Annotated in this window: 16 protein-coding genes and 1 tRNA gene; 13 read left to right on the top strand and 4 right to left on the bottom strand. The window is 70.6% G+C overall.

From position 1 onward, the window contains the following. Positions 1–76: 76 nt before the first annotated feature. Together ACFVT1_RS28260 and ACFVT1_RS28255 are read left to right on the top strand one after the other, a co-directional pair. Positions 77–523 carry an SRPBCC family protein gene (locus ACFVT1_RS28260; RefSeq protein ID WP_389800398.1) on the top strand — a complete coding sequence of 149 codons (447 nt, stop codon included), beginning with the start codon at positions 77–79 and terminating at the stop codon, positions 521–523. A 39-nt stretch (positions 524–562) separates the two neighbouring features. Next, positions 563–634: transfer RNA gene (locus tag ACFVT1_RS28255), tRNA-Val, on the top strand. A gap of 97 nt (positions 635–731) precedes the next feature. On the opposite strand, the gene ACFVT1_RS28250 is transcribed toward ACFVT1_RS28255, so the two are convergent. Further along, positions 732–1,457, bottom strand: coding sequence for a 3'-5' exonuclease (locus ACFVT1_RS28250; RefSeq protein WP_389800396.1), 726 nt, complete (start codon positions 1,455–1,457; stop codon positions 732–734). A 206-nt stretch (positions 1,458–1,663) separates the two neighbouring features. Here ACFVT1_RS28250 and ACFVT1_RS28245 point away from each other — a divergent pair, with 206 nt between their 5' ends. The 3 genes from ACFVT1_RS28245 to thrS all read left to right on the top strand — a co-directional run bounded on the left by ACFVT1_RS28245 (position 1,664) and on the right by thrS (position 5,596). Further along, positions 1,664–2,230, top strand: coding sequence for a DUF4365 domain-containing protein (locus ACFVT1_RS28245; protein WP_389800395.1), 567 nt, complete (start codon positions 1,664–1,666; stop codon positions 2,228–2,230). Next, complete coding sequence (locus tag ACFVT1_RS28240) at positions 2,230–3,504, top strand: hypothetical protein (protein WP_389800393.1); 1,275 nt, start codon at positions 2,230–2,232, stop codon at positions 3,502–3,504. The genes ACFVT1_RS28245 and ACFVT1_RS28240 overlap by 1 nt, the downstream gene beginning before the upstream one ends. Before the next feature lie 115 nt (positions 3,505–3,619). Further along, positions 3,620–5,596: a threonine--tRNA ligase gene (gene thrS / locus ACFVT1_RS28235; RefSeq protein WP_389800391.1), complete on the top strand. Its 1,977-nt coding sequence runs from the start codon at positions 3,620–3,622 to the stop codon at positions 5,594–5,596. A gap of 27 nt (positions 5,597–5,623) precedes the next feature. Here the strand turns inward: thrS and ACFVT1_RS28230 are convergent, their stop codons facing one another. Continuing rightward, positions 5,624–6,301, bottom strand: a complete 678-nt coding sequence (locus ACFVT1_RS28230; protein WP_389800389.1) for a potassium channel family protein — start codon at positions 6,299–6,301, stop codon at positions 5,624–5,626. A gap of 66 nt (positions 6,302–6,367) precedes the next feature. Between ACFVT1_RS28230 and ACFVT1_RS28225 the strand changes: the two genes are divergently transcribed. Continuing rightward, on the top strand, positions 6,368–6,928 hold the full coding sequence (locus ACFVT1_RS28225) for an HIT domain-containing protein (RefSeq protein WP_362205583.1): 561 nt from the start codon (positions 6,368–6,370) through the stop codon (positions 6,926–6,928). A 75-nt stretch (positions 6,929–7,003) separates the two neighbouring features. On the opposite strand, the gene ACFVT1_RS28220 is transcribed toward ACFVT1_RS28225, so the two are convergent. Both ACFVT1_RS28220 and ACFVT1_RS28215 read right to left on the bottom strand, forming a co-directional pair. Continuing rightward, positions 7,004–8,674 carry a hypothetical protein gene (locus ACFVT1_RS28220; protein ID WP_389800388.1) on the bottom strand — a complete coding sequence of 557 codons (1,671 nt, stop codon included), beginning with the start codon at positions 8,672–8,674 and terminating at the stop codon, positions 7,004–7,006. Between the two features lie 147 nt (positions 8,675–8,821). After that, positions 8,822–11,047, bottom strand: a complete 2,226-nt coding sequence (locus tag ACFVT1_RS28215; protein WP_389800386.1) for an elongation factor G-like protein EF-G2 — start codon at positions 11,045–11,047, stop codon at positions 8,822–8,824. Positions 11,048–11,314: 267 nt separating this feature from the next. On the opposite strand from ACFVT1_RS28215, the gene pgsA reads away from it, so the two are divergent. The 7 genes from pgsA to ACFVT1_RS28180 all read left to right on the top strand — a co-directional run bounded on the left by pgsA (position 11,315) and on the right by ACFVT1_RS28180 (position 17,361). Continuing rightward, a complete protein-coding gene (pgsA, locus tag ACFVT1_RS28210; RefSeq protein WP_389800385.1) occupies positions 11,315–12,004 on the top strand; it encodes a phosphatidylinositol phosphate synthase in 690 nt (229 codons plus the stop codon). Further along, positions 12,001–12,945, top strand: a complete 945-nt coding sequence (locus tag ACFVT1_RS28205; protein WP_389800384.1) for a phosphatidylinositol mannoside acyltransferase — start codon at positions 12,001–12,003, stop codon at positions 12,943–12,945. Before pgsA ends, ACFVT1_RS28205 begins: the two co-directional genes overlap by 4 nt. Then, positions 12,942–14,150, top strand: coding sequence for a glycosyltransferase family 4 protein (locus ACFVT1_RS28200; protein ID WP_389800382.1), 1,209 nt, complete (start codon positions 12,942–12,944; stop codon positions 14,148–14,150). Before ACFVT1_RS28205 ends, ACFVT1_RS28200 begins: the two co-directional genes overlap by 4 nt. A 137-nt stretch (positions 14,151–14,287) precedes the next feature. Next, on the top strand, positions 14,288–14,785 hold the full coding sequence (locus tag ACFVT1_RS28195) for a hypothetical protein (protein ID WP_362205794.1): 498 nt from the start codon (positions 14,288–14,290) through the stop codon (positions 14,783–14,785). A gap of 241 nt (positions 14,786–15,026) precedes the next feature. Then, entirely contained in the window at positions 15,027–15,947 is a 921-nt protein-coding gene (gene pdxS, locus ACFVT1_RS28190; RefSeq protein ID WP_362205601.1) for a pyridoxal 5'-phosphate synthase lyase subunit PdxS, read from the top strand. A gap of 6 nt (positions 15,948–15,953) precedes the next feature. Continuing rightward, positions 15,954–16,547 carry a pyridoxal 5'-phosphate synthase glutaminase subunit PdxT gene (gene pdxT, locus ACFVT1_RS28185; RefSeq protein WP_389800381.1) on the top strand — a complete coding sequence of 198 codons (594 nt, stop codon included), beginning with the start codon at positions 15,954–15,956 and terminating at the stop codon, positions 16,545–16,547. 61 nt (positions 16,548–16,608) lie between these two features. Further along, positions 16,609–17,361: a YebC/PmpR family DNA-binding transcriptional regulator gene (locus tag ACFVT1_RS28180; protein WP_362205607.1), complete on the top strand. Its 753-nt coding sequence runs from the start codon at positions 16,609–16,611 to the stop codon at positions 17,359–17,361. Positions 17,362–17,397: the final 36 nt, after the last annotated feature.

Below are 17,397 nucleotides of genomic sequence, written 5' to 3'. Positions count from 1 at the left end.
AGTGTGGCGCGAGCCACCGGATCGGACATGCGCTCGGATACTCAGTTCCCCGGCTGAGTACGCGCAGACTGGGGCCATGGACTGGAGTCACTACCGCTTTGTGAGTATCTGGGACCTGCCGGGGCCGCCCGACACCGTCTACGGGATCCTCGAACGCGCCGCCGACTACCCCCGATGGTGGCCGCAGGTCCGCGAGGTCACCACGGCCGACGGCACCACCGGCACCACGCGCATCCGCTCCCTCCTCCCGTACGACCTCGTCATGACCGTCCGCGAACGCCGCCGCGACCCCGGGGCCCGGATCCTCGAAGCGGCCCTCGGGGGTGATCTCGTCGGCTGGGCCCGGTGGACGGTCACCGCACACGGCACCGGCAGCCGTGCCACGTACGAGCAGGAGGTGGAGGTGAACAGGCGGTTGATGCGACTCCTCGCGGTGCCCGGACGGGCCGTGTTCCGGGCCAACCACGCCCTGATGATGCGCGCCGGACGCCGGGGCCTCACGGCCTGGCTGGAAGGAGTTTGAACCCGACCCGCCGAGCCCTGTATGGTTCAACCCGTTCCCGGGCGATTAGCTCAGTGGGAGAGCGCTTCGTTCACACCGAAGAGGTCACTGGTTCGAACCCAGTATCGCCCACCCGGGAGAGGCCGGTCCGTCAGCAGAATCGACGGACCGGCTTCTGCGTGTCCGGGCACGGGGGCCGTACCGGTGTCCATCGGCCCCGCCCGTCCGGTCATGCCGCGGCGGGAACTTCCGGGCGCAGCGGCCACGCGGGATCCACCGCCTCCACGGTGCCGTTCTTCGCGAACCACGCCTGGAGACCGCGCGCCTGTGCCGCATGCCACACGGCCTGCAAGGTGTGCAGTTCCGGCGGGGTCAGCCGCTCCAGACGGGAGGAGAACCGCCGCCCCACCGCCCGTACCAGCTCCAGCGAGGCCGCCGCGTCGGCCGTCGCGTCATGCGCGCCGTCCAGCACGACCCCGTACAGCTCGCAGAGGTCGGTGAGGGTCCGCCGCCCTTTGCGGTAGCGGTCGAGATGCTTGTCGAGCACGCGCGGATCCAGCACGCACAGCGGTGCGTTCTGCAGGTATCCGGCGAGCGACGACGCGCGGTGACGCCTCAACTCCCGGTCCAGCAACGTCAGATCGAACGGCGCGTTCATCACGACGAGCGGCCGGCCGGACGCGCACTGCTCGGTGAGCGCGCGGGCTATCTCCTCCACCACCGGCGCCGGCCAGCGGCCGTTGCGCTGAAGGTGATCATCGGTCAGACCGTGGATCTCGGTCGCCCCCGCGGGTACCGGAACCCCCGGATTCACCAGCCAGCGGGTGACCCGCAACCGCCCGCCCGCCGCGTCCTGGACGACCAGGGCGGCCGAAACGATCCGGTCCTCCTCGACGTCCACTCCCGTTGTCTCCGTGTCAAAAGCGGCCAGTGGCCCTTCGTACCAGTGAGTCATCCCCGAACTCCTTGCGCCCGAACGGCAGATGGTGTGATTCCCCTGCCCGGTCCGGTGATACCCGCACCCTTTGCCTGATACGCCGTTTGCGCGCTGTTCCGTGCGGTGACAACACAGTTGACGGGAAAGGAAGTTGTCCGTCGTTCCTCTCCCGGCATCCCTCCGTCGAAGAACCGATCGGCACAGCCCGGAAGGCACACGCAGCCATGGCGCTCGCGCAGCCAGACCCGAGCGGGCTGCTGTCCCAGCGGATCCCACCGCTGCGCGGCACACTCGCCACCACCGCCTGCATGGAGACGCTCCAGGTGGGCTACCTGCACGCCGTCGCGGCCGCGGCGGGGTGCTCCCTGTCGCAGCCCTTCCCCGACAACGGCATCGACTGGCACGTCAGCCACGGCGCCCCCGGCCACACCGTGGACGACGAAGTGACCATAAAGGTGCAGCTCAAATGCACCTACCAGCTCCCGCCGCGCCCGCCGGGTCCGACGTTCTCCTTCACGCTCGACAACGCCCACCTCGTGAAGCTCGCCCGGACCCCCGTGTCGGTGCACAAGATCCTGGTCGTGATGATCGTGCCGCGCAGCCAGGACGACTGGCTGCGCGCCGGACACGACCGTCTCGATCTGCGGCACTGCTGCTACTGGACCAACCTGGCCGGCCACGCGGTCACCGGACGGCACAGGACCACCGTGCGGATCCCGACCTCGCGCATCTTCGACGACCGGGCACTCTGCGAGATCATGACCCGCGTAGGTGCGGGAGGGAGGCCCTGATGCACCGGCCGATGGACGAGTCCGCCGACGAAGCGATCCCCTCGGCAACCCGCCCGCGCCCCAGCGAATCCGCGGGACCGTGGACGACGGCCCCCCGGCCGACCGGAGACATCCCCGACCCCGCTCGGGTCGACCCCGCGGTCCTCGGCGTCCTGCTCGACCGGCACGGCTGGCGCCGCCGCGGCGGCGTGGCCGGACGGTACAGCCGCTGGACCCCGCCGGGGCCACCGGCCCCGCCCGGCGGCGGTACGAGCCTCCTCGTCCCGGACACCACCGGCTTCCCCGACAGCGAGGACCTCCTCGGCGAGGCGCTGACCGCCCTCGCCCGCAGCGCCGCACCCTCCGCCCGCGAAGTCCTCGTCTCCCTCGCCGTCCCCAGCGACGAGATCCGCTGGTGGCGCGAGGTCCCCGAACCGGTCGCGGGAACGGCCGGGGCAGCCGGCTGGACGGGTGCGGAGCGCCTGCACGGCGCCGCCCGGCAGATCCTGCTCGCCGGCGCCCTCGCCGTACGGGAACGCACCGGCTACCACGGCGCACGCCACCGTCGCAGGGCCCGAGCGGCCCTCGACGGCATCCTCGTCGGGCCCGCACCCGGCGGCCGCGATCTCACCGCGTTCGTTCCCGTCGAACCGGGCCGAGCCCTCACCGTGCGGCTCCACCACGCCCTGCACGCCACTCGCGACGCCGTGGACTACCAGCGGGCCACCGGCGGGCTCGAAGCCTTCGACAGCGCTGTCGAGGCAGGCGTCAGCCGGGAGCTCACCGAGGCACTCATCGCCCTGGTCCGGGGTTCGGAAGGGGCCGGGATCGCCCTGGAATGGGCGCCTGCCGCCGGGGCCCCCGAGGGCTGCCCGGCCCGCCCCGAGCCGGTGGAATTCTCCCCGGGCGACCTGCCCGCCCTGCGCCGGGCAGGAGCCCGGTACCTCCGGGACGAGCCCGCCGTGACGGTACGGATCACCGGCGCCGTCGAACGGCTGCGGCGCTCGGGTCCGCGCGGCGCCGGGATCGTACGGCTGCGGGTGCTGGCCGGCGCCGAGGTGCCGCACGTACGGCTGGAGCTGGACGAGGAGGCGTACCGGATCGCCGGCCACGCCCACCTGGTGGGACTGCCGATCAGGGTGGAGGGCAGACTGGAGAGCCGCGGCGGCTTCCGGCGGCTGACCCGGACCGCGCAGGTGGTGCCCGTGCAGGTGGACGAGGCGGAGCGGGACCGGCTGATGAAGTCGCTCCAGGAGAACGTCGACCAGTTCGAGGAGGCGTGCACGGGCGAGTAGCGGGGCGGAGGCCGCCGGGACCCGGCCCTTTCGCTAAGGGGGGTGTCGGCTCGGTACGATTCCCAATGTGCCCACCACAGGAATGTGGGTGCGCCCCCTGAGTCAGGAGAGACCGGTGTCAGACGTCCGTGTGATCATCCAACGCGATTCCGAGCGGGAAGAGCGCGTGGTGACGACGGGCACTACGGCAGCCGAGCTCTTCCCCGGCGAGCGCACCGTCGTCGCCGCCCGGGTCGCCGGTGAGCTGAAGGACCTCGCGTACGTCGTCGCCGACGGCGAGACCGTCGAGCCCGTCGAGATCTCCTCCGAGGACGGCCTGAACATCCTGCGGCACTCCACCGCGCACGTGATGGCGCAGGCCGTGCAGCAGCTCTTCCCCGAGGCCAAGCTGGGCATCGGCCCGCCGGTCAAGGACGGCTTCTACTACGACTTCGACGTCGAGAAGCCGTTCACCCCCGAGGACCTCAAGGCCATCGAGAAGAAGATGCAGGAGATCCAGAAGCGGGGGCAGAGGTTCTCCCGCCGGGTCGTGACGGACGAGGCCGCCCGCGAGGAGCTGGCCGACGAGCCGTACAAGCTGGAGCTCATCGGCATCAAGGGCTCCGCGTCCACGGACGACGGCGCGGACGTCGAGGTGGGCGGCGGCGAGCTGACCATCTACGACAACCTCGACCCGAAGACCGGCGACCTGTGCTGGAAGGACCTCTGCCGCGGCCCGCACCTGCCGACCACCCGGTTCATCCCGGCGTTCAAGCTGATGCGCAACGCCGCGGCGTACTGGCGGGGCAGCGAGAAGAACCCGATGCTCCAGCGCATCTACGGCACCGCCTGGCCCACCAAGGACGAGCTGAAGGCGCACCTGGAGTTCCTGGAGGAGGCCGCCAAGCGCGACCACCGCAAGCTCGGCAACGAGCTGGACCTCTTCTCCTTCCCGGACGAGATCGGCCCCGGTCTCGCGGTCTTCCACCCCAAGGGCGGCATCATCCGCCGCGCCATGGAGGACTACTCGCGCCGGCGCCACGAGGAGGAGGGCTATGAATTCGTCTACTCCCCGCACGCCACCAAGGGCAAGCTCTTCGAGAAGTCCGGCCACCTGGACTGGTACGCCGACGGCATGTACCCGCCCATGCAGCTCGACGACGGGGTGGACTACTACCTCAAGCCGATGAACTGCCCGATGCACAACCTGATCTTCGACGCGCGCGGGCGTTCCTACCGTGAACTGCCTCTGCGCCTCTTCGAGTTCGGCACGGTGTACCGGTACGAGAAGTCCGGCGTCGTGCACGGTCTGACCCGCTCGCGCGGCTTCACGCAGGACGACGCGCACATCTACTGCACCAAGGAGCAGATGGCGGAGGAGCTCGACCGGACGCTCACCTTCGTCCTGAACCTGCTCCGCGACTACGGTCTGACCGACTTCTACCTGGAGCTCTCCACCAAGGACCCGGAGAAGTTCGTCGGCTCCGACGAGATCTGGGAAGAGGCCACCGAGACGCTGCGCCAGGTCGCCGAGAAGCAGGGGCTGCCGCTGGTCCCGGACCCGGGCGGCGCCGCGTTCTACGGCCCGAAGATCTCGGTGCAGTGCAAGGACGCCATCGGCCGCACCTGGCAGATGTCGACCGTGCAGCTCGACTTCAACCTCCCGGAGCGCTTCGACCTGGAGTACACCGGCCCCGACGGCACCAAGCAGCGCCCGGTCATGATCCACCGTGCCCTGTTCGGTTCCATCGAGCGCTTCTTCGCGGTGCTCCTGGAGCACTACGCGGGTGCGTTCCCGGTGTGGCTGGCGCCGGTCCAGGCGGTCGGCATCCCGATCGGCGACGCGCACATCCCGTACCTCCAGGAGTTCGCGGCCAAGGCCCGGAAGAAGGGGCTGCGGGTCGAGGTCGACGCCTCGTCCGACCGGATGCAGAAGAAGATCCGGAACCAGCAGAAGGCCAAGGTGCCCTTCATGATCATCGCGGGCGACGAGGACATGGCCAACGGCGCCGTCTCCTTCCGCTACCGCGACGGCTCGCAGGAGAACGGCGTCCCCGTCGAGGACGCCCTCGCCAAGATCCAGAAGGCCGTCGAGGAACGCGTCCAGGTCTGACGGACACGGAGCGGGGCCCCCGAAGAGCTAGCGGCTCTCCGGGGGCCTCTTCTCGTCCTCCCGCCGGAACACCTGCAGCAGCCACGAAGAGAACGACCCCGTCACCGTTCCCAGCAGTGCCAGTCCGCAGGCCATCAGGCCCGACGCCACGACCCGGCCGCCCGGTGTGACCGGCACCGTGTCCCCGTACCCCACGGTCGTGAGCGTCTCGCAGGCCCACCACACCGCGTCACCCAGCGTACGGATCGACGCACCCTTCGCGGTGTGCTCCTGGTGGTACACGGCGAGCGCGGCGGAGAATCCGAGCAGCAGGGCGCTCGCACCGGCATACGTGATCACGCGGGCGTACAGGCTCAGCCGTGGTTGCTCCCTGTGCTGCTGGACAGCCGTGTAGACCCGGATCACGCGCAGTGGCCGCAGCAGGGGGAGCAGCAGCACCACCGTGTCGAGCCAGTGCACACGGACGAAGCGGTGGCCGAGGCCGCTGAGGCGGAGCCGTACGGCGTAGTCCGCGGCGAAGGCCAGCCAGGTGGCGCCGACCAGGGCGAGGGCGAGGCCGCGCCATGGTCCGGCGTGGTGCGGGGCGAGCACGCGGACCGCGTAACCGAGCAGGAAGAGCAGGGACGCGCCGAAGAGCGGCACTTCCGTGCGCTGCTCCCAGCGCCTGAGACGAGGCGGGGCGGAGACCGCGGGCTGGTCGCTCATCGCCCCAGCATTGCCGGGCACCGACGGGTGCGGCCCCGGCGACACGCTTGCCGGGAGCGAAGCAATATGCTGATCGGCATGACGAGTGAGCCGGAGCAGCAGATCGGAGTGGGGACGCCCGACGCGTTCCAGCGCCTGTGGACGCCCCACCGGATGGCGTACATCCAGGGCGAGAACAAGCCGTCCGGTCCGGAGGCCGGAGACGGCTGTCCGTTCTGCGCGATTCCGTCGCAGTCGGACGAGGACGGCCTTGTCGTCGCGCGCGGCAGGAGTGTCTATGCCGTGCTGAATCTGTATCCGTACAACGGCGGGCACCTGATGGTGGTGCCCTACCGGCATGTCGCGGACTACACGGAGCTGGACGGTCCGGAGACCCTGGAGCTGGCCGACTTCACCAAGCGGGCGATGGTGGCTCTGCGGACGGCGTCCGGAGCACACGGGTTCAACATCGGTATGAACCAGGGTTCCGTGGCGGGCGCCGGTATCGCGGCCCATCTGCATCAGCATCTGGTGCCGCGCTGGGGTGGTGACACCAACTTCATGCCGGTGGTCGGGCACACGAAGGTACTGCCGCAACTGCTCGCCGATACGCGCAAGATGCTGGCCGACGCCTGGCCGGTGGACTGATCCGGGCCGGCGTCTCCGCCTGTTTCCGGGAGGCCGCCCCGGCCGTCGAGACGTGCCGGGGCGGCCTCCCGCCGGTTATGCGTCGTACAGGTCGGCCTTGCGCGGGGTCGGGTCCTGGACCGCTCCGCTCAGGATCATCGAGCGGTTGTCGAACCGTTCGGTTTCGACGCCGTTCTCTTTCAGGACGCGCAGGGCCGCGTTGTGCACGGCGCGCAGGACGGGGGTGGCGGCGCGCATCGCGTCGTCGGCCATGAAGCGGTGGCGCCACGGCTTCTCGGCCCAGGCGTGGCGCAGGCCGAATGGCTCGGGCAGGGCGATCTTGCCGCCCAGGTAGTCGAGGAGCGGCGGGTACCAGGTGAACGGCGCGCGCAGGGCGAGGCGGACGACCTCCTGGGGCTCGACCAGCGCGAGGGTGATGTCGCGGGTCTCCCAGAACCGGACGGTCTTGTTGACCGTCCTGGTCTTGGCCGCGGGCTTGCTGGTGAAGAGCGAATGGACCGGGCCGAGCGCGTGTCCGGTGACTTCGATGCGCAGGGTTTCGTAGAGCACCGTGACCGTGATCATCATGGTGATGACCAACTGGCCGTCCCAGAGGGTGAACTGGACGCCCAGGTAGTGCCGGTCGCCGCCGCCGAACTGCTGGTGGTTGCAGATTCGCTGTATCTCGTGCGGCTTGACCTGGAAGGTGGCGACGTCGTCGCCGTCGGGGCGGGAGACCGAGTCCGCGTTCTCACCGACGGGCGAGACGATCCAGTGGGTGACCGACGGGGTGGGGAACCCGCCGGTGTTCAGCGGGCCGCGCTCCAGCACCTTGAGCTGGTCGTGGATGGCCCGTATCAGGTCCCAGCTGCGGAACTGGTGGAATTCCTTGCCGGGTTCCTTGGAGACGAGCTCTTCGGCCAGCTGCCAGCTGCCCCAGCGGGTTCCCATACCGAGGATTCCCTTGGGGCCGGCGTAGAAGACCGAGTTGGACTGCTGCTCGGCGGAGAGCTTCTGCAGGCCCTGGCGGAGTGCCTCGCGGGAGGTCTCGTTGGGGTTCTTGGGCACCGCCTCGGGGATCTTGGCGATGACGCCGCCGCCGGAGAGCAGCCCTTCCCAGCGGGCACGCATGTCCTTGGCGGAGGATTCCGCGATCCGTTTGGCGATGAGCCAGCCGACGACGGGGGCGACGATCATCGCCCGCACGTAGAGCGCCAGGAATCCGGTGACCGGCAGTTTGACCAGGAAGAACAGGGCCACGATGCCGATGATCGGGAGCAGGACGTTGCCCAGGGTGGCGAGGGCCTTGTCCTTGGTGCCGCCGAGCCAGTCGCGCAGCCGGAAGGCGACGACCCAGAGGATCATGCCGGGCAGGAAGAGAAAGCCGAACAAGGCGGTGACGGCGGTCAGTTTGGTGTCGCGCGCCTTGCGGAGACGGGTCGCGGACAGGCAGTGCTCGACGACGGTCTGAGGGTCGGTGCCGAAGGACTGGATGAGGGCTTTCCGGGCGCCGCCCAGCGTGCGTTCCTGGACGGCGCGGGAGAATGCCTCGCCGAGATTGGGCTTGAAGTAGTCGGACTTGAGGAATGTGGAACGGCCCGCCTTGACTTCGGACTTGTGCCACTCGCTGTTGGCGTCAAGGATCTTCTCCACCGGGCTGTCGCGGTACGCGGCGGAGGCGAGGGCGTTCGTCGCCACCGCCTGTCCGCCCGAGCCCTGGAGCGGGATCTGTGCTCCCGGAGAGAAATCGAATCCGTCGTTGGCCACTGTCGCCCCCACTCGCCGCCAAGGAACTGCTCCTGCGGCTGTTTCCCAACTGCCGTGCCCGGCACACCTTCTGAGCTGGGACCACAGCGTATCGTCCGGATCGCCGCGCCGCCCGCCCTTGTGGACAAGGGCGGGCGGCGCAGGCGATTACGCATCATTCGGGTTGTTCTGCTGCTGTTCGCGGACGCGTTCAGCCAGCTGCGGGGGCATGGCTTCGTGCCGGGCGTACGCCCGGTCGAAGCGCCCGGCGCCATGGGAGAGGGAGCGGAGCTCGATCGCGTACCGGCCGATCTCCAGCTCGGGTACCTCGGCCCGTACGAGGGTGCGTCCGGGGCCGGACTGCTCGGTCCCGATCACTCTGCCCCGCCGTCCGGACAGGTCGCTCATCACCGGCCCGACGTAGTCGTCGGGGACCAGGACCCGGATCTCCGCGACGGGTTCGAGGAGCTGGATGCGGGTGTCCGAGGCCGCTTCGCGCAGGGCCAGCGCGCCCGCCGTCTGGAACGCGGCGTCGGAGGAGTCCACCGAGTGGGACTTCCCGTCCCGCAGGGTGACGCGTACGTCGACGAGCGGGTGCCCGGCCGCCACGCCGCGGGCGGCCTGGGCGCGCACGCCCTTCTCGACGGACGGGACGAACTGGCGCGGTACCGCTCCGCCGACCACCTTGTCGACGAATTCGATGCCCGATCCCGGTGGCAGCGGCTCCACGTCGATCTCGCAGATGGCGTACTGGCCGTGGCCGCCGGACTGCTTCACGTGCCGGCCGCGCCCGGTCGCGGGGGCGGCGAAGGTCTCGCGCAGCGACACCTTGTGGGGCACGGCGTCGACCTGGACTCCGTAGTGGCTGCGCAGCCGGTCCAGCGCCACGTCCTGATGGGCCTCGCCGAGGCACCACAGGACCACCTGGTGGGTGTCCTGGTTCTGTTCGAGGCGCATGGTCGGGTCCTCCGCGACGAGCCGGGAGAGACCCTGGGAGAGCTTGTCCTCGTCGGCCTTGCTGTGTGCCTCGATGGCGAGTGGCAGCAGGGGGTCGGGCGTGGTCCAGGGGTCCATCAGCAGCGGCTGGTCCGTGGGGGAGAGGGTGTCCCCGGTCTCGGCGCCGGCCAGCTTGGCGACGCAGGCCAGATCTCCGGCGATGCACGCCGTGAGGGGGCGCTGCTGTTTGCCGAACGGGGAGGAGAGCGCGCCGACGCGTACCTCGGCCTCGTGGAAGGGGCGGGTCTCGCGGCCGGGGTCGGTGAGGCCGTGGCCGAAGACGTGGACGGTGTCGTCGGGGCGCAGGGTGCCGGAGAAGACGCGTACGAGCGAGAGCCGGCCGACGTACGGGTCGGAGGCCGTCTTGACGACCTCGGCGAGGAGCGGGCCCCGCGGGTCGCAGGTGAGGACCGGGCGGGGCGCTCCGTGCAGAGGGGTGACCTCGGGGAGCGGACGCTCCAGCGGCGTGGGGAAGCCGCCGGTGATGAGGTCGAGGAGCTCGACGGTGCCGACGCCCTGGCGGGCGCCCTCGGCGGCGGGGGCCGCGGTGAGGACGGGGTGGAAGGCGTCCCGGGCGATCGCGCGTTCCAGGTCGTCGACGAGTGTCTTGATGTCGATGTCGGCCCCGTCGAGGTAGCGGTCCATCAGGGTCTCGTCCTCGCTCTCGGCGATGATCCCCTCGATGAGCCGGTTGCGGGCCTCCTGGAGCGGGGCCTGCTGGGCACCGGCGGGCGGGTTCTCCCGCCGCTCTCCCGACGCGTAGTCGAAGATCCGCTGGGTGAGGAGCCCGGTGAGCCCGGTGAGCGGGGCGTGCCCGTCGGGGCCCTCGGGGCCGTGGACGGGCAGGTAGAGCGGGAGCACCGCGTCGGGGTCGTCGCCGCCGAAGATCTCGCCGCAGATCCGGGTCATCCGGTCGAACGAGGTGCGCGCGGTGTCGAGATGGGTGACGACGATGGCGCGCGGCATGCCGACGGCGGCGCACTCGTCCCACACGGCGCGGGTCGTGCCCGCCACGGCGTCGGCCTCCTGGGCGGCGGACACGACGAAAAGGGCCGCGTCCGCCGCCCGCAGACCGGCCCTGAGTTCCCCGACGAAATCCGCGTATCCGGGGGTGTCCAGAAGATTGATCCGGTACCCGCCCCATTCGACGGGGACGAGGGAGAGCTGTACGGAGCGTTGCCGGCGGTGTTCGATCTCGTCGTAGTCGGAGACCGTCGCGCCGTCCTCGACCCGGCCCGCCCGGTTGACCGCGCCCGCGGTCAGCGCGAGGGCCTCGACGAGGGTGGTCTTGCCGGAGCCGCTGTGGCCGACCAGCACCACATTGCGTATCGATGCGGGCTGGTCGGCCGTCGCCGCCCTGCCGGCGGCCCCGGTGTGTGCGTGTGCCTTGTCGCCCATGATGCGTGCCTCCCAGATAGTGGCGCGGAGCGGGAAGAGGATCCGGCGCGGTGTGGGGAGAAGGGTGCACGGGCACGGGGAGCCGCCGCGGCGGCTACGGCGACGCCCGCGGTATTTCGAGCTTTGCACTCACACCGGGTCGCGTCCATACGTCGGGCGCCGCCGCGCGAGGCCGGGTGCCCGGACGGTGGAGTCCGGCGGGCGTGACTACGATGGGCCAGCCGGTGGCCGAAGGGGCCGCTCGGCCCACCGACCCTCGGGAAGGCCATGCTGAACAAGTACGCGCGTGCATTTTTTACGCGTGTCCTCACACCGTTCGCCGCACTGTTGCTCCGTCTCGGCGTGAGCCCTGACGCGGTCACTCTGATCGGTACGGCCGGGGTGATGGCAGGTGCGCTGGTCTTCTTCCCCATGGGGGAGTTCTTCTGGGGCACGATCGTCATCACGATCTTCGTCTTCTCCGACCTCGTCGACGGCAACATGGCCCGGCAGGCCGGCATCTCCAGCCGCTGGGGCGCGTTCCTGGACTCGACCCTGGACCGGGTCGCCGACGGGGCGATCTTCGGCGGCTTCGCGCTCTGGTACGCGGGCAAGGGCGACGACAACGTGCTGTGCGCGGTCGCGATCTTCTGCCTGGCGAGCGGCCAGGTGGTCTCGTACACGAAGGCGCGCGGCGAGTCGATCGGGCTGCCGGTCGCGGTCAACGGGCTCGTGGAGCGTGCCGAGCGGCTGGTGATCTCGCTGGTCGCGGCCGGGTTCGCGGGGCTCCACAAGTTCGGTGTCCCCGGGATCCAGGTGCTGCTGCCGATCGCGCTGTGGATCGTCGCCGCGGGCAGCCTGGTGACGCTCGTGCAGCGGGTCGTGACCGTGCGCCGCGAGTCCGCCGAGGCCGACGCCGCCGAGGCGGCCGAGGCGGCCGAGACCGCGGCGGACCGGGGGAGGGGGGCCGCGCAGTGAGCGGCGCACCGGGTGACGCGCGGAGCGGCCTGCGGGACCGGCTGACCGACGGGCTGTACGGGCTCGGCTGGGCCGCCGTGAAGAAGCTCCCCGAGCCGGCCGCCCGGACGCTCTTCCGCACCATCGCCGACCAGGCGTGGAAGCGGCGGGGCAAAGGCGTCCTGCGGCTGGAGGCGAATCTGGCGCGGGTCGTGCCCGAGGCGTCCCCGGCCCGGCTCGCCGCGCTCTCCAGGGCCGGGATGCGCTCGTACATGCGCTACTGGATGGAGTCGTTCCGGCTGCCCACCTGGAGCCCGGCACGGATCAAGGCGTCGATAGACGTGACGGACGCGTACCGGCTGACCGACGGCCTGGGCACCGGCCGCGGCGTCATCCTCGCCCTGCCGCACCTGGGGAACTGGGACCTGGCGGGAGCCTGGGTCACCACCGATCTCAAGGTGCCCTTCACCACGGTCGCCGAGCGGCTCAAGCCGGAGACGCTGTACGACCGGTTCGTGGCCTACCGGGAGGGGCTGGGCATGGAGGTCCTGCCGCACAGCGGCGGCGCCGCCTTCGGCACCCTGGCCCGGCGGCTGCGCGCGGGCGGCCTGGTCTGCCTGGTCGCCGACCGCGACCTGTCGGCGTCCGGCGTCGAGGTGGCGTTCTTCGGGGACACCGCGCGCATGCCCGCAGGACCGGCGCTGCTGGCCCAGCAGACCGGGGCACTGCTGCTGCCGGTGACTCTCAACTACGACGAGACGCCCGTCATGAAGGCGCGTATCCATCCGCCCGTCGAGGTGCCCGAGTCGGGCAGCCGCACGGAGAAGACGTCCTCGATGACGCAGGCGCTCGCCGATGCCTTCGCCGTCGGGATCGCCGGCCATCCGGAGGACTGGCACATGCTGCAACGGCTCTGGTCGGCCGATCTGGAGAACCGGGAGAACCGGGAGGACCGGCCGTGAAGATCGGCATCGTGTGCCCGTACTCCTGGGACGTCCCGGGGGGTGTGCAGTTCCACATCCGCGACCTGGCCGAACACCTGATCCGTCTGGGGCATCAGGTGTCGGTGCTGGCGCCCGCCGACGACGAGACACCGCTGCCGCCGTACGTGGTCTCCGCGGGTCGGGCCGTGCCCGTCCCGTACAACGGCTCCGTGGCCCGGCTGAACTTCGGCTTCCTCTCGGCCGCCCGGGTGCGCCGCTGGCTGCACGACGGCACCTACGACGTGATCCACATCCACGAGCCGACGTCGCCGTCGCTGGGGCTGCTCGCCTGCTGGGCCGCGCAGGGGCCGATCGTCGCCACCTTCCACACCTCCAACCCGCGCTCCCGGGCCATGATCGCCGCGTACCCGATCCTGCAGCCCGCGCTGGAGAAGATCAGCGCGCGCATCGCGGTGAGCGAGTACGCGCGCCGGACCCTGGTCGAGCACCTCGGCGGCGACGCGGTCGTCATCCCGAACGGGGTCGACGTCGGCTTCTTCGCCGGAGCCGAGCCCAAGGCGGAGTGGCAATCAGAGGGGGCGCGAAGCCCGGTCGAGGGCGGTGGCGGGAGACGGGAGGGCGGCACCATCGGTTTCATCGGGCGCATCGACGAGCCCCGCAAGGGCCTGCCCGTCCTGATGAGGGCGCTGCCCGCGATCCTCGCCGCCCGTCCGGACACCAGGCTGCTGGTGGCGGGCCGCGGCGACGAGGAGGAGGCGGTCGCCTCGCTGCCCGCGCAGATGCGCGGACGCGTCGAATTCCTCGGCATGGTGAGCGACGAGGACAAGGCGCGGCTGCTGCGCAGCGTCGATGTGTACGTCGCGCCCAACACGGGCGGCGAGAGCTTCGGGATCATCCTGGTCGAGGCGATGTCGGCCGGTGCGCCGGTCCTCGCCAGCGATCTGGACGCGTTCGCGCAGGTCCTGGATCTGGGCGCGGCGGGCGAGCTGTTCGCCAACGAGGACGCGGACGCGCTGGCGGCGGCGGCGGTCCGGCTGCTCGGCGACCCGGAGCGGCGCGCGCAGCTGCGCGAGCGGGGAGCCGCGCACGTGCGGCGCTTCGACTGGTCGACCGTCGGGGCCGACATCCTCGCGGTGTACGAGACGGTGACGGACGGCGCGGCGTCGGTGGCCGCCGACGAGCGCACGGGCCTGCGGGCGCGTTTCGGACTGGCGCGGGACTAGGGCCTGACCAGGGCGGGCCCCGGCCCGGCCCGGGTCCTTGATCGCCGGGCGGCCGCACCGTCCGCGCCCCGACGGTAGCCTTGCCGCCCGTGATCGAAACCCTCATCTGGATCGCCGTCGCGATCGTCGCGACCGGTATGTACCTCAGCTGGACCGCCGGACGGCTGGACCGGCTGCACGCCCGCATCGACGCCGCCCGCGCGGCCCTCGACGCGCAGCTCCTGCGTCGCGCCTCGGTCACCCAGGAACTGGCCACATCGGGTGTTCTCGACCCGGCCGCGTCCATCGTGCTGTACGAGGCCGCGCACGCCGCCCGTCAGGCGGAGGAGGAGCACCGCGAGGTCGCGGAGAGCGAGCTGAGCGCCGCCCTGCGGGCGGTCTTCGGCGAGACGGCGCAGGTGGAGACCGTGAAGGAGATCCCCGGCGGCGAGGAGGCGGCGTCCGAGCTCGCCGCGGCCGTGCGCCGGGTCCCGATGGCCCGGCGGTTCCACAACGACGCGGTGCGCGCTGCGCGGGCGCTGCGCCGGCACCGTACCGTGCGATGGTTCCGGCTGGCCGGGCACGCCCCGTTCCCGCTCGCCTTCGAGATGGACGACGAACCGCCGGTCGCCCTGGCGGACCGCCCCGTCAGCTGACCCGGCGGCCCCGCCCGCCCACGTGCGTGACGTCGTCGACCGCCTCGGGCAGGAACAGGAAGCCGTGGGCGGCGGCCCCGCTCGCCCCGTCCGTGACTGGGCTCACAACCCGTCCCGTACGCGTTCAAAACGATCCACCGGCCTCCTATTGGCCCTTGCTGTGGACCGGTTCCGGAGAGTTTCCTCAGCACTGCACCCCATCAGTGCTTTCAGCAACTTTTTCTCCGAGTGAGGTCGATCCGTGTCCACGCTTCCCACCACCCCGCAGTCCGCCGACTCCCCGGCCATCGGCACCGCCCGCGTCAAGCGGGGCATGGCCGAGCAGCTCAAGGGCGGCGTGATCATGGACGTCGTCAACGCCGAGCAGGCGAAGATCGCCGAGGACGCGGGCGCCGTGGCCGTCATGGCCCTGGAGCGGGTGCCGGCCGACATCCGCAAGGACGGCGGCGTGGCCCGGATGTCGGACCCGACCATGATCGAGGAGATCATCGAGGCCGTCTCCATCCCCGTGATGGCGAAGTCCCGCATCGGGCACTTCGTCGAGGCCCAGGTCCTCCAGTCCCTCGGTGTCGACTACATCGACGAGTCCGAGGTCCTCACCCCGGCCGACGAGGTCAACCACAGCGACAAGTTCGCCTTCACCACCCCGTTCGTCTGCGGCGCCACCAATCTGGGCGAGGCCCTGCGCCGCATCGCCGAGGGCGCGGCCATGATCCGTTCGAAGGGCGAGGCCGGCACCGGGAACGTCGTCGAGGCCGTCCGCCACCTGCGCCAGATCAAGAACGAGATCGCCCGGCTGCGCGGCTACGACAACAACGAGCTGTACGCCGCCGCCAAGGACCTCCGCGCCCCGTACGAGCTGGTCAAGGAGGTCGCCGAGCTCGGCAAGCTGCCCGTCGTGCTGTTCTCCGCGGGCGGCGTCGCCACCCCCGCCGACGCCGCGCTGATGCGCCAGCTCGGTGCCGAGGGCGTCTTCGTCGGCTCCGGCATCTTCAAGTCCGGCGACCCGGCCAAGCGCGCCGCCGCCATCGTGAAGGCCACCACCTTCTACGACGACCCGAAGATCATCGCGGACGCCTCCCGCAACCTGGGCGAGGCCATGGTCGGCATCAACTGCGACACCCTGCCCGAGGCCGAGCGCTACGCCAACCGCGGCTGGTAGTCCCTGATGAGCGACACCCCTGTGATCGGAGTCCTGGCTCTCCAGGGCGACGTACGGGAACACCTGATCGCCCTGGCCTCGGCGGACGCCCTGGCCAGGCCGGTCCGGCGTCCCGAGGAACTCTCCGAGGTCGACGGCCTGGTCATTCCCGGTGGCGAGTCCACCACGATGTCCAAACTGGCTGTCCTGTTCGGCATGCTGGAGCCGCTGCGCGAGCGGGTCCGGGAGGGAATGCCGGTCTACGGCACCTGTGCCGGAATGATCCTGCTCGCCGACAAGATCCTCGACCCGCGCGCGGGCCAGGAGACGGTCGGCGGGATCGACATGATCGTGCGCCGCAACGCCTTCGGGCGACAGAACGAGTCCTTCGAGGCGGCCGTGGAGGTCGCCGGCATCGAGGGTGACCCGGTCGAGGGCGTGTTCATCCGCGCCCCGTGGGTGGAGTCGGTCGGAGCGCGGGCCGAGGTGGTGGCGGAGCACGGCGGTCACATCGTCGCCGTCCGCCAGGGAAACGCACTGGCGACGTCCTTCCACCCGGAACTGACCGGGGACCACCGGGTTCACGCGTTGTTCGTGGACATGGTGCGCGCAGTCGGCTGACTCGATCCCGGTAGGATCTCTCGGGTTCCGATCGATTTTGGTGACGCGAAGGAGAAGGCAGATGTCCGGCCACTCTAAATGGGCTACGACGAAGCACAAGAAGGCCGTGATCGATGCCAAGCGCGGCAAGCTCTTCGCGAAGCTGATCAAGAACATCGAGGTCGCGGCCCGCACCGGCGGTGTGGACCCCGAGGGAAACCCGACCCTCGTGGACGCGATCCAGAAGGCGAAGAAAAGCTCCGTCCCGAACAAGAACATCGACTCCGCGGTCAAGCGCGGTGGCGGTCTCGAAGCGGGCGGCGTCGACTACCAGACGATCATGTACGAGGGTTACGGCCCGAACGGTGTCGCGGTGCTCATCGAGTGCCTCACCGACAACCGCAACCGCGCCGCGTCCGACGTGCGTGTCGCGATGACCCGCAACGGCGGCTCGATGGCCGACCCGGGTTCGGTCTCGTACCTCTTCAACCGCAAGGGCGTCGTCATCGTCCCCAAGGGCGGGCTGACCGAGGACGACGTCCTGGGTGCCGTGCTCGACGCGGGCGCCGAGGAGGTCAACGACCTCGGTGACACGTACGAGGTCGTCAGCGAGGCCACCGACATGGTCGCGGTCCGCACCGCGCTCCAGGAGGCCGGCATCGACTACGACTCGGCCGAGGCCAACTTCCTGCCCACCATGCAGGTCGAGCTGGACGAGGAGGGCGCGCGCAAGATCTTCAAGCTGATCGACGCCCTGGAGGACAGCGACGACGTGCAGAACGTCTTCGCCAACTTCGACGTCTCGGACGAGGTCATGGAGAAGGTCGACGCCTGAGCCGGCATCGGCACAGCCTTCAGGGACGGGCCGACG

The sequence above is a fragment of the Streptomyces sp. NPDC057963 genome (genome assembly GCF_042887155.1).
GTDB lineage: Bacteria > Actinomycetota > Actinomycetes > Streptomycetales > Streptomycetaceae > Streptomyces.
The sequence above is the reverse complement of the archived record's forward strand: the minus strand, read 5'-3'. Positions and strand labels throughout refer to the sequence as shown.

What these genes read in the sequence shown, in the direction of transcription:
- ACFVT1_RS28260 (WP_389800398.1), top strand. Translation starts at nt 77, where the DNA reads ATGGACTGGAGTCACTACCGCTTTGTGAGTATCTGGGACCTGCCGGGG.
- ACFVT1_RS28250 (WP_389800396.1), bottom strand. Translation starts at nt 1,457, where the DNA reads ATGACTCACTGGTACGAAGGGCCACTGGCCGCTTTTGACACGGAGACA.
- ACFVT1_RS28245 (WP_389800395.1), top strand. Translation starts at nt 1,664, where the DNA reads ATGGCGCTCGCGCAGCCAGACCCGAGCGGGCTGCTGTCCCAGCGGATC.
- ACFVT1_RS28240 (WP_389800393.1), top strand. Translation starts at nt 2,230, where the DNA reads ATGCACCGGCCGATGGACGAGTCCGCCGACGAAGCGATCCCCTCGGCA.
- ACFVT1_RS28230 (WP_389800389.1), bottom strand. Translation starts at nt 6,301, where the DNA reads ATGAGCGACCAGCCCGCGGTCTCCGCCCCGCCTCGTCTCAGGCGCTGG.
- ACFVT1_RS28225 (WP_362205583.1), top strand. Translation starts at nt 6,368, where the DNA reads ATGCTGATCGGCATGACGAGTGAGCCGGAGCAGCAGATCGGAGTGGGG.
- ACFVT1_RS28215 (WP_389800386.1), bottom strand. Translation starts at nt 11,047, where the DNA reads ATGGGCGACAAGGCACACGCACACACCGGGGCCGCCGGCAGGGCGGCG.
- pgsA (WP_389800385.1), top strand. Translation starts at nt 11,315, where the DNA reads ATGCTGAACAAGTACGCGCGTGCATTTTTTACGCGTGTCCTCACACCG.
- ACFVT1_RS28195 (WP_362205794.1), top strand. Translation starts at nt 14,288, where the DNA reads ATGTACCTCAGCTGGACCGCCGGACGGCTGGACCGGCTGCACGCCCGC.
- pdxT (WP_389800381.1), top strand. Translation starts at nt 15,954, where the DNA reads ATGAGCGACACCCCTGTGATCGGAGTCCTGGCTCTCCAGGGCGACGTA.
- ACFVT1_RS28180 (WP_362205607.1), top strand. Translation starts at nt 16,609, where the DNA reads ATGTCCGGCCACTCTAAATGGGCTACGACGAAGCACAAGAAGGCCGTG.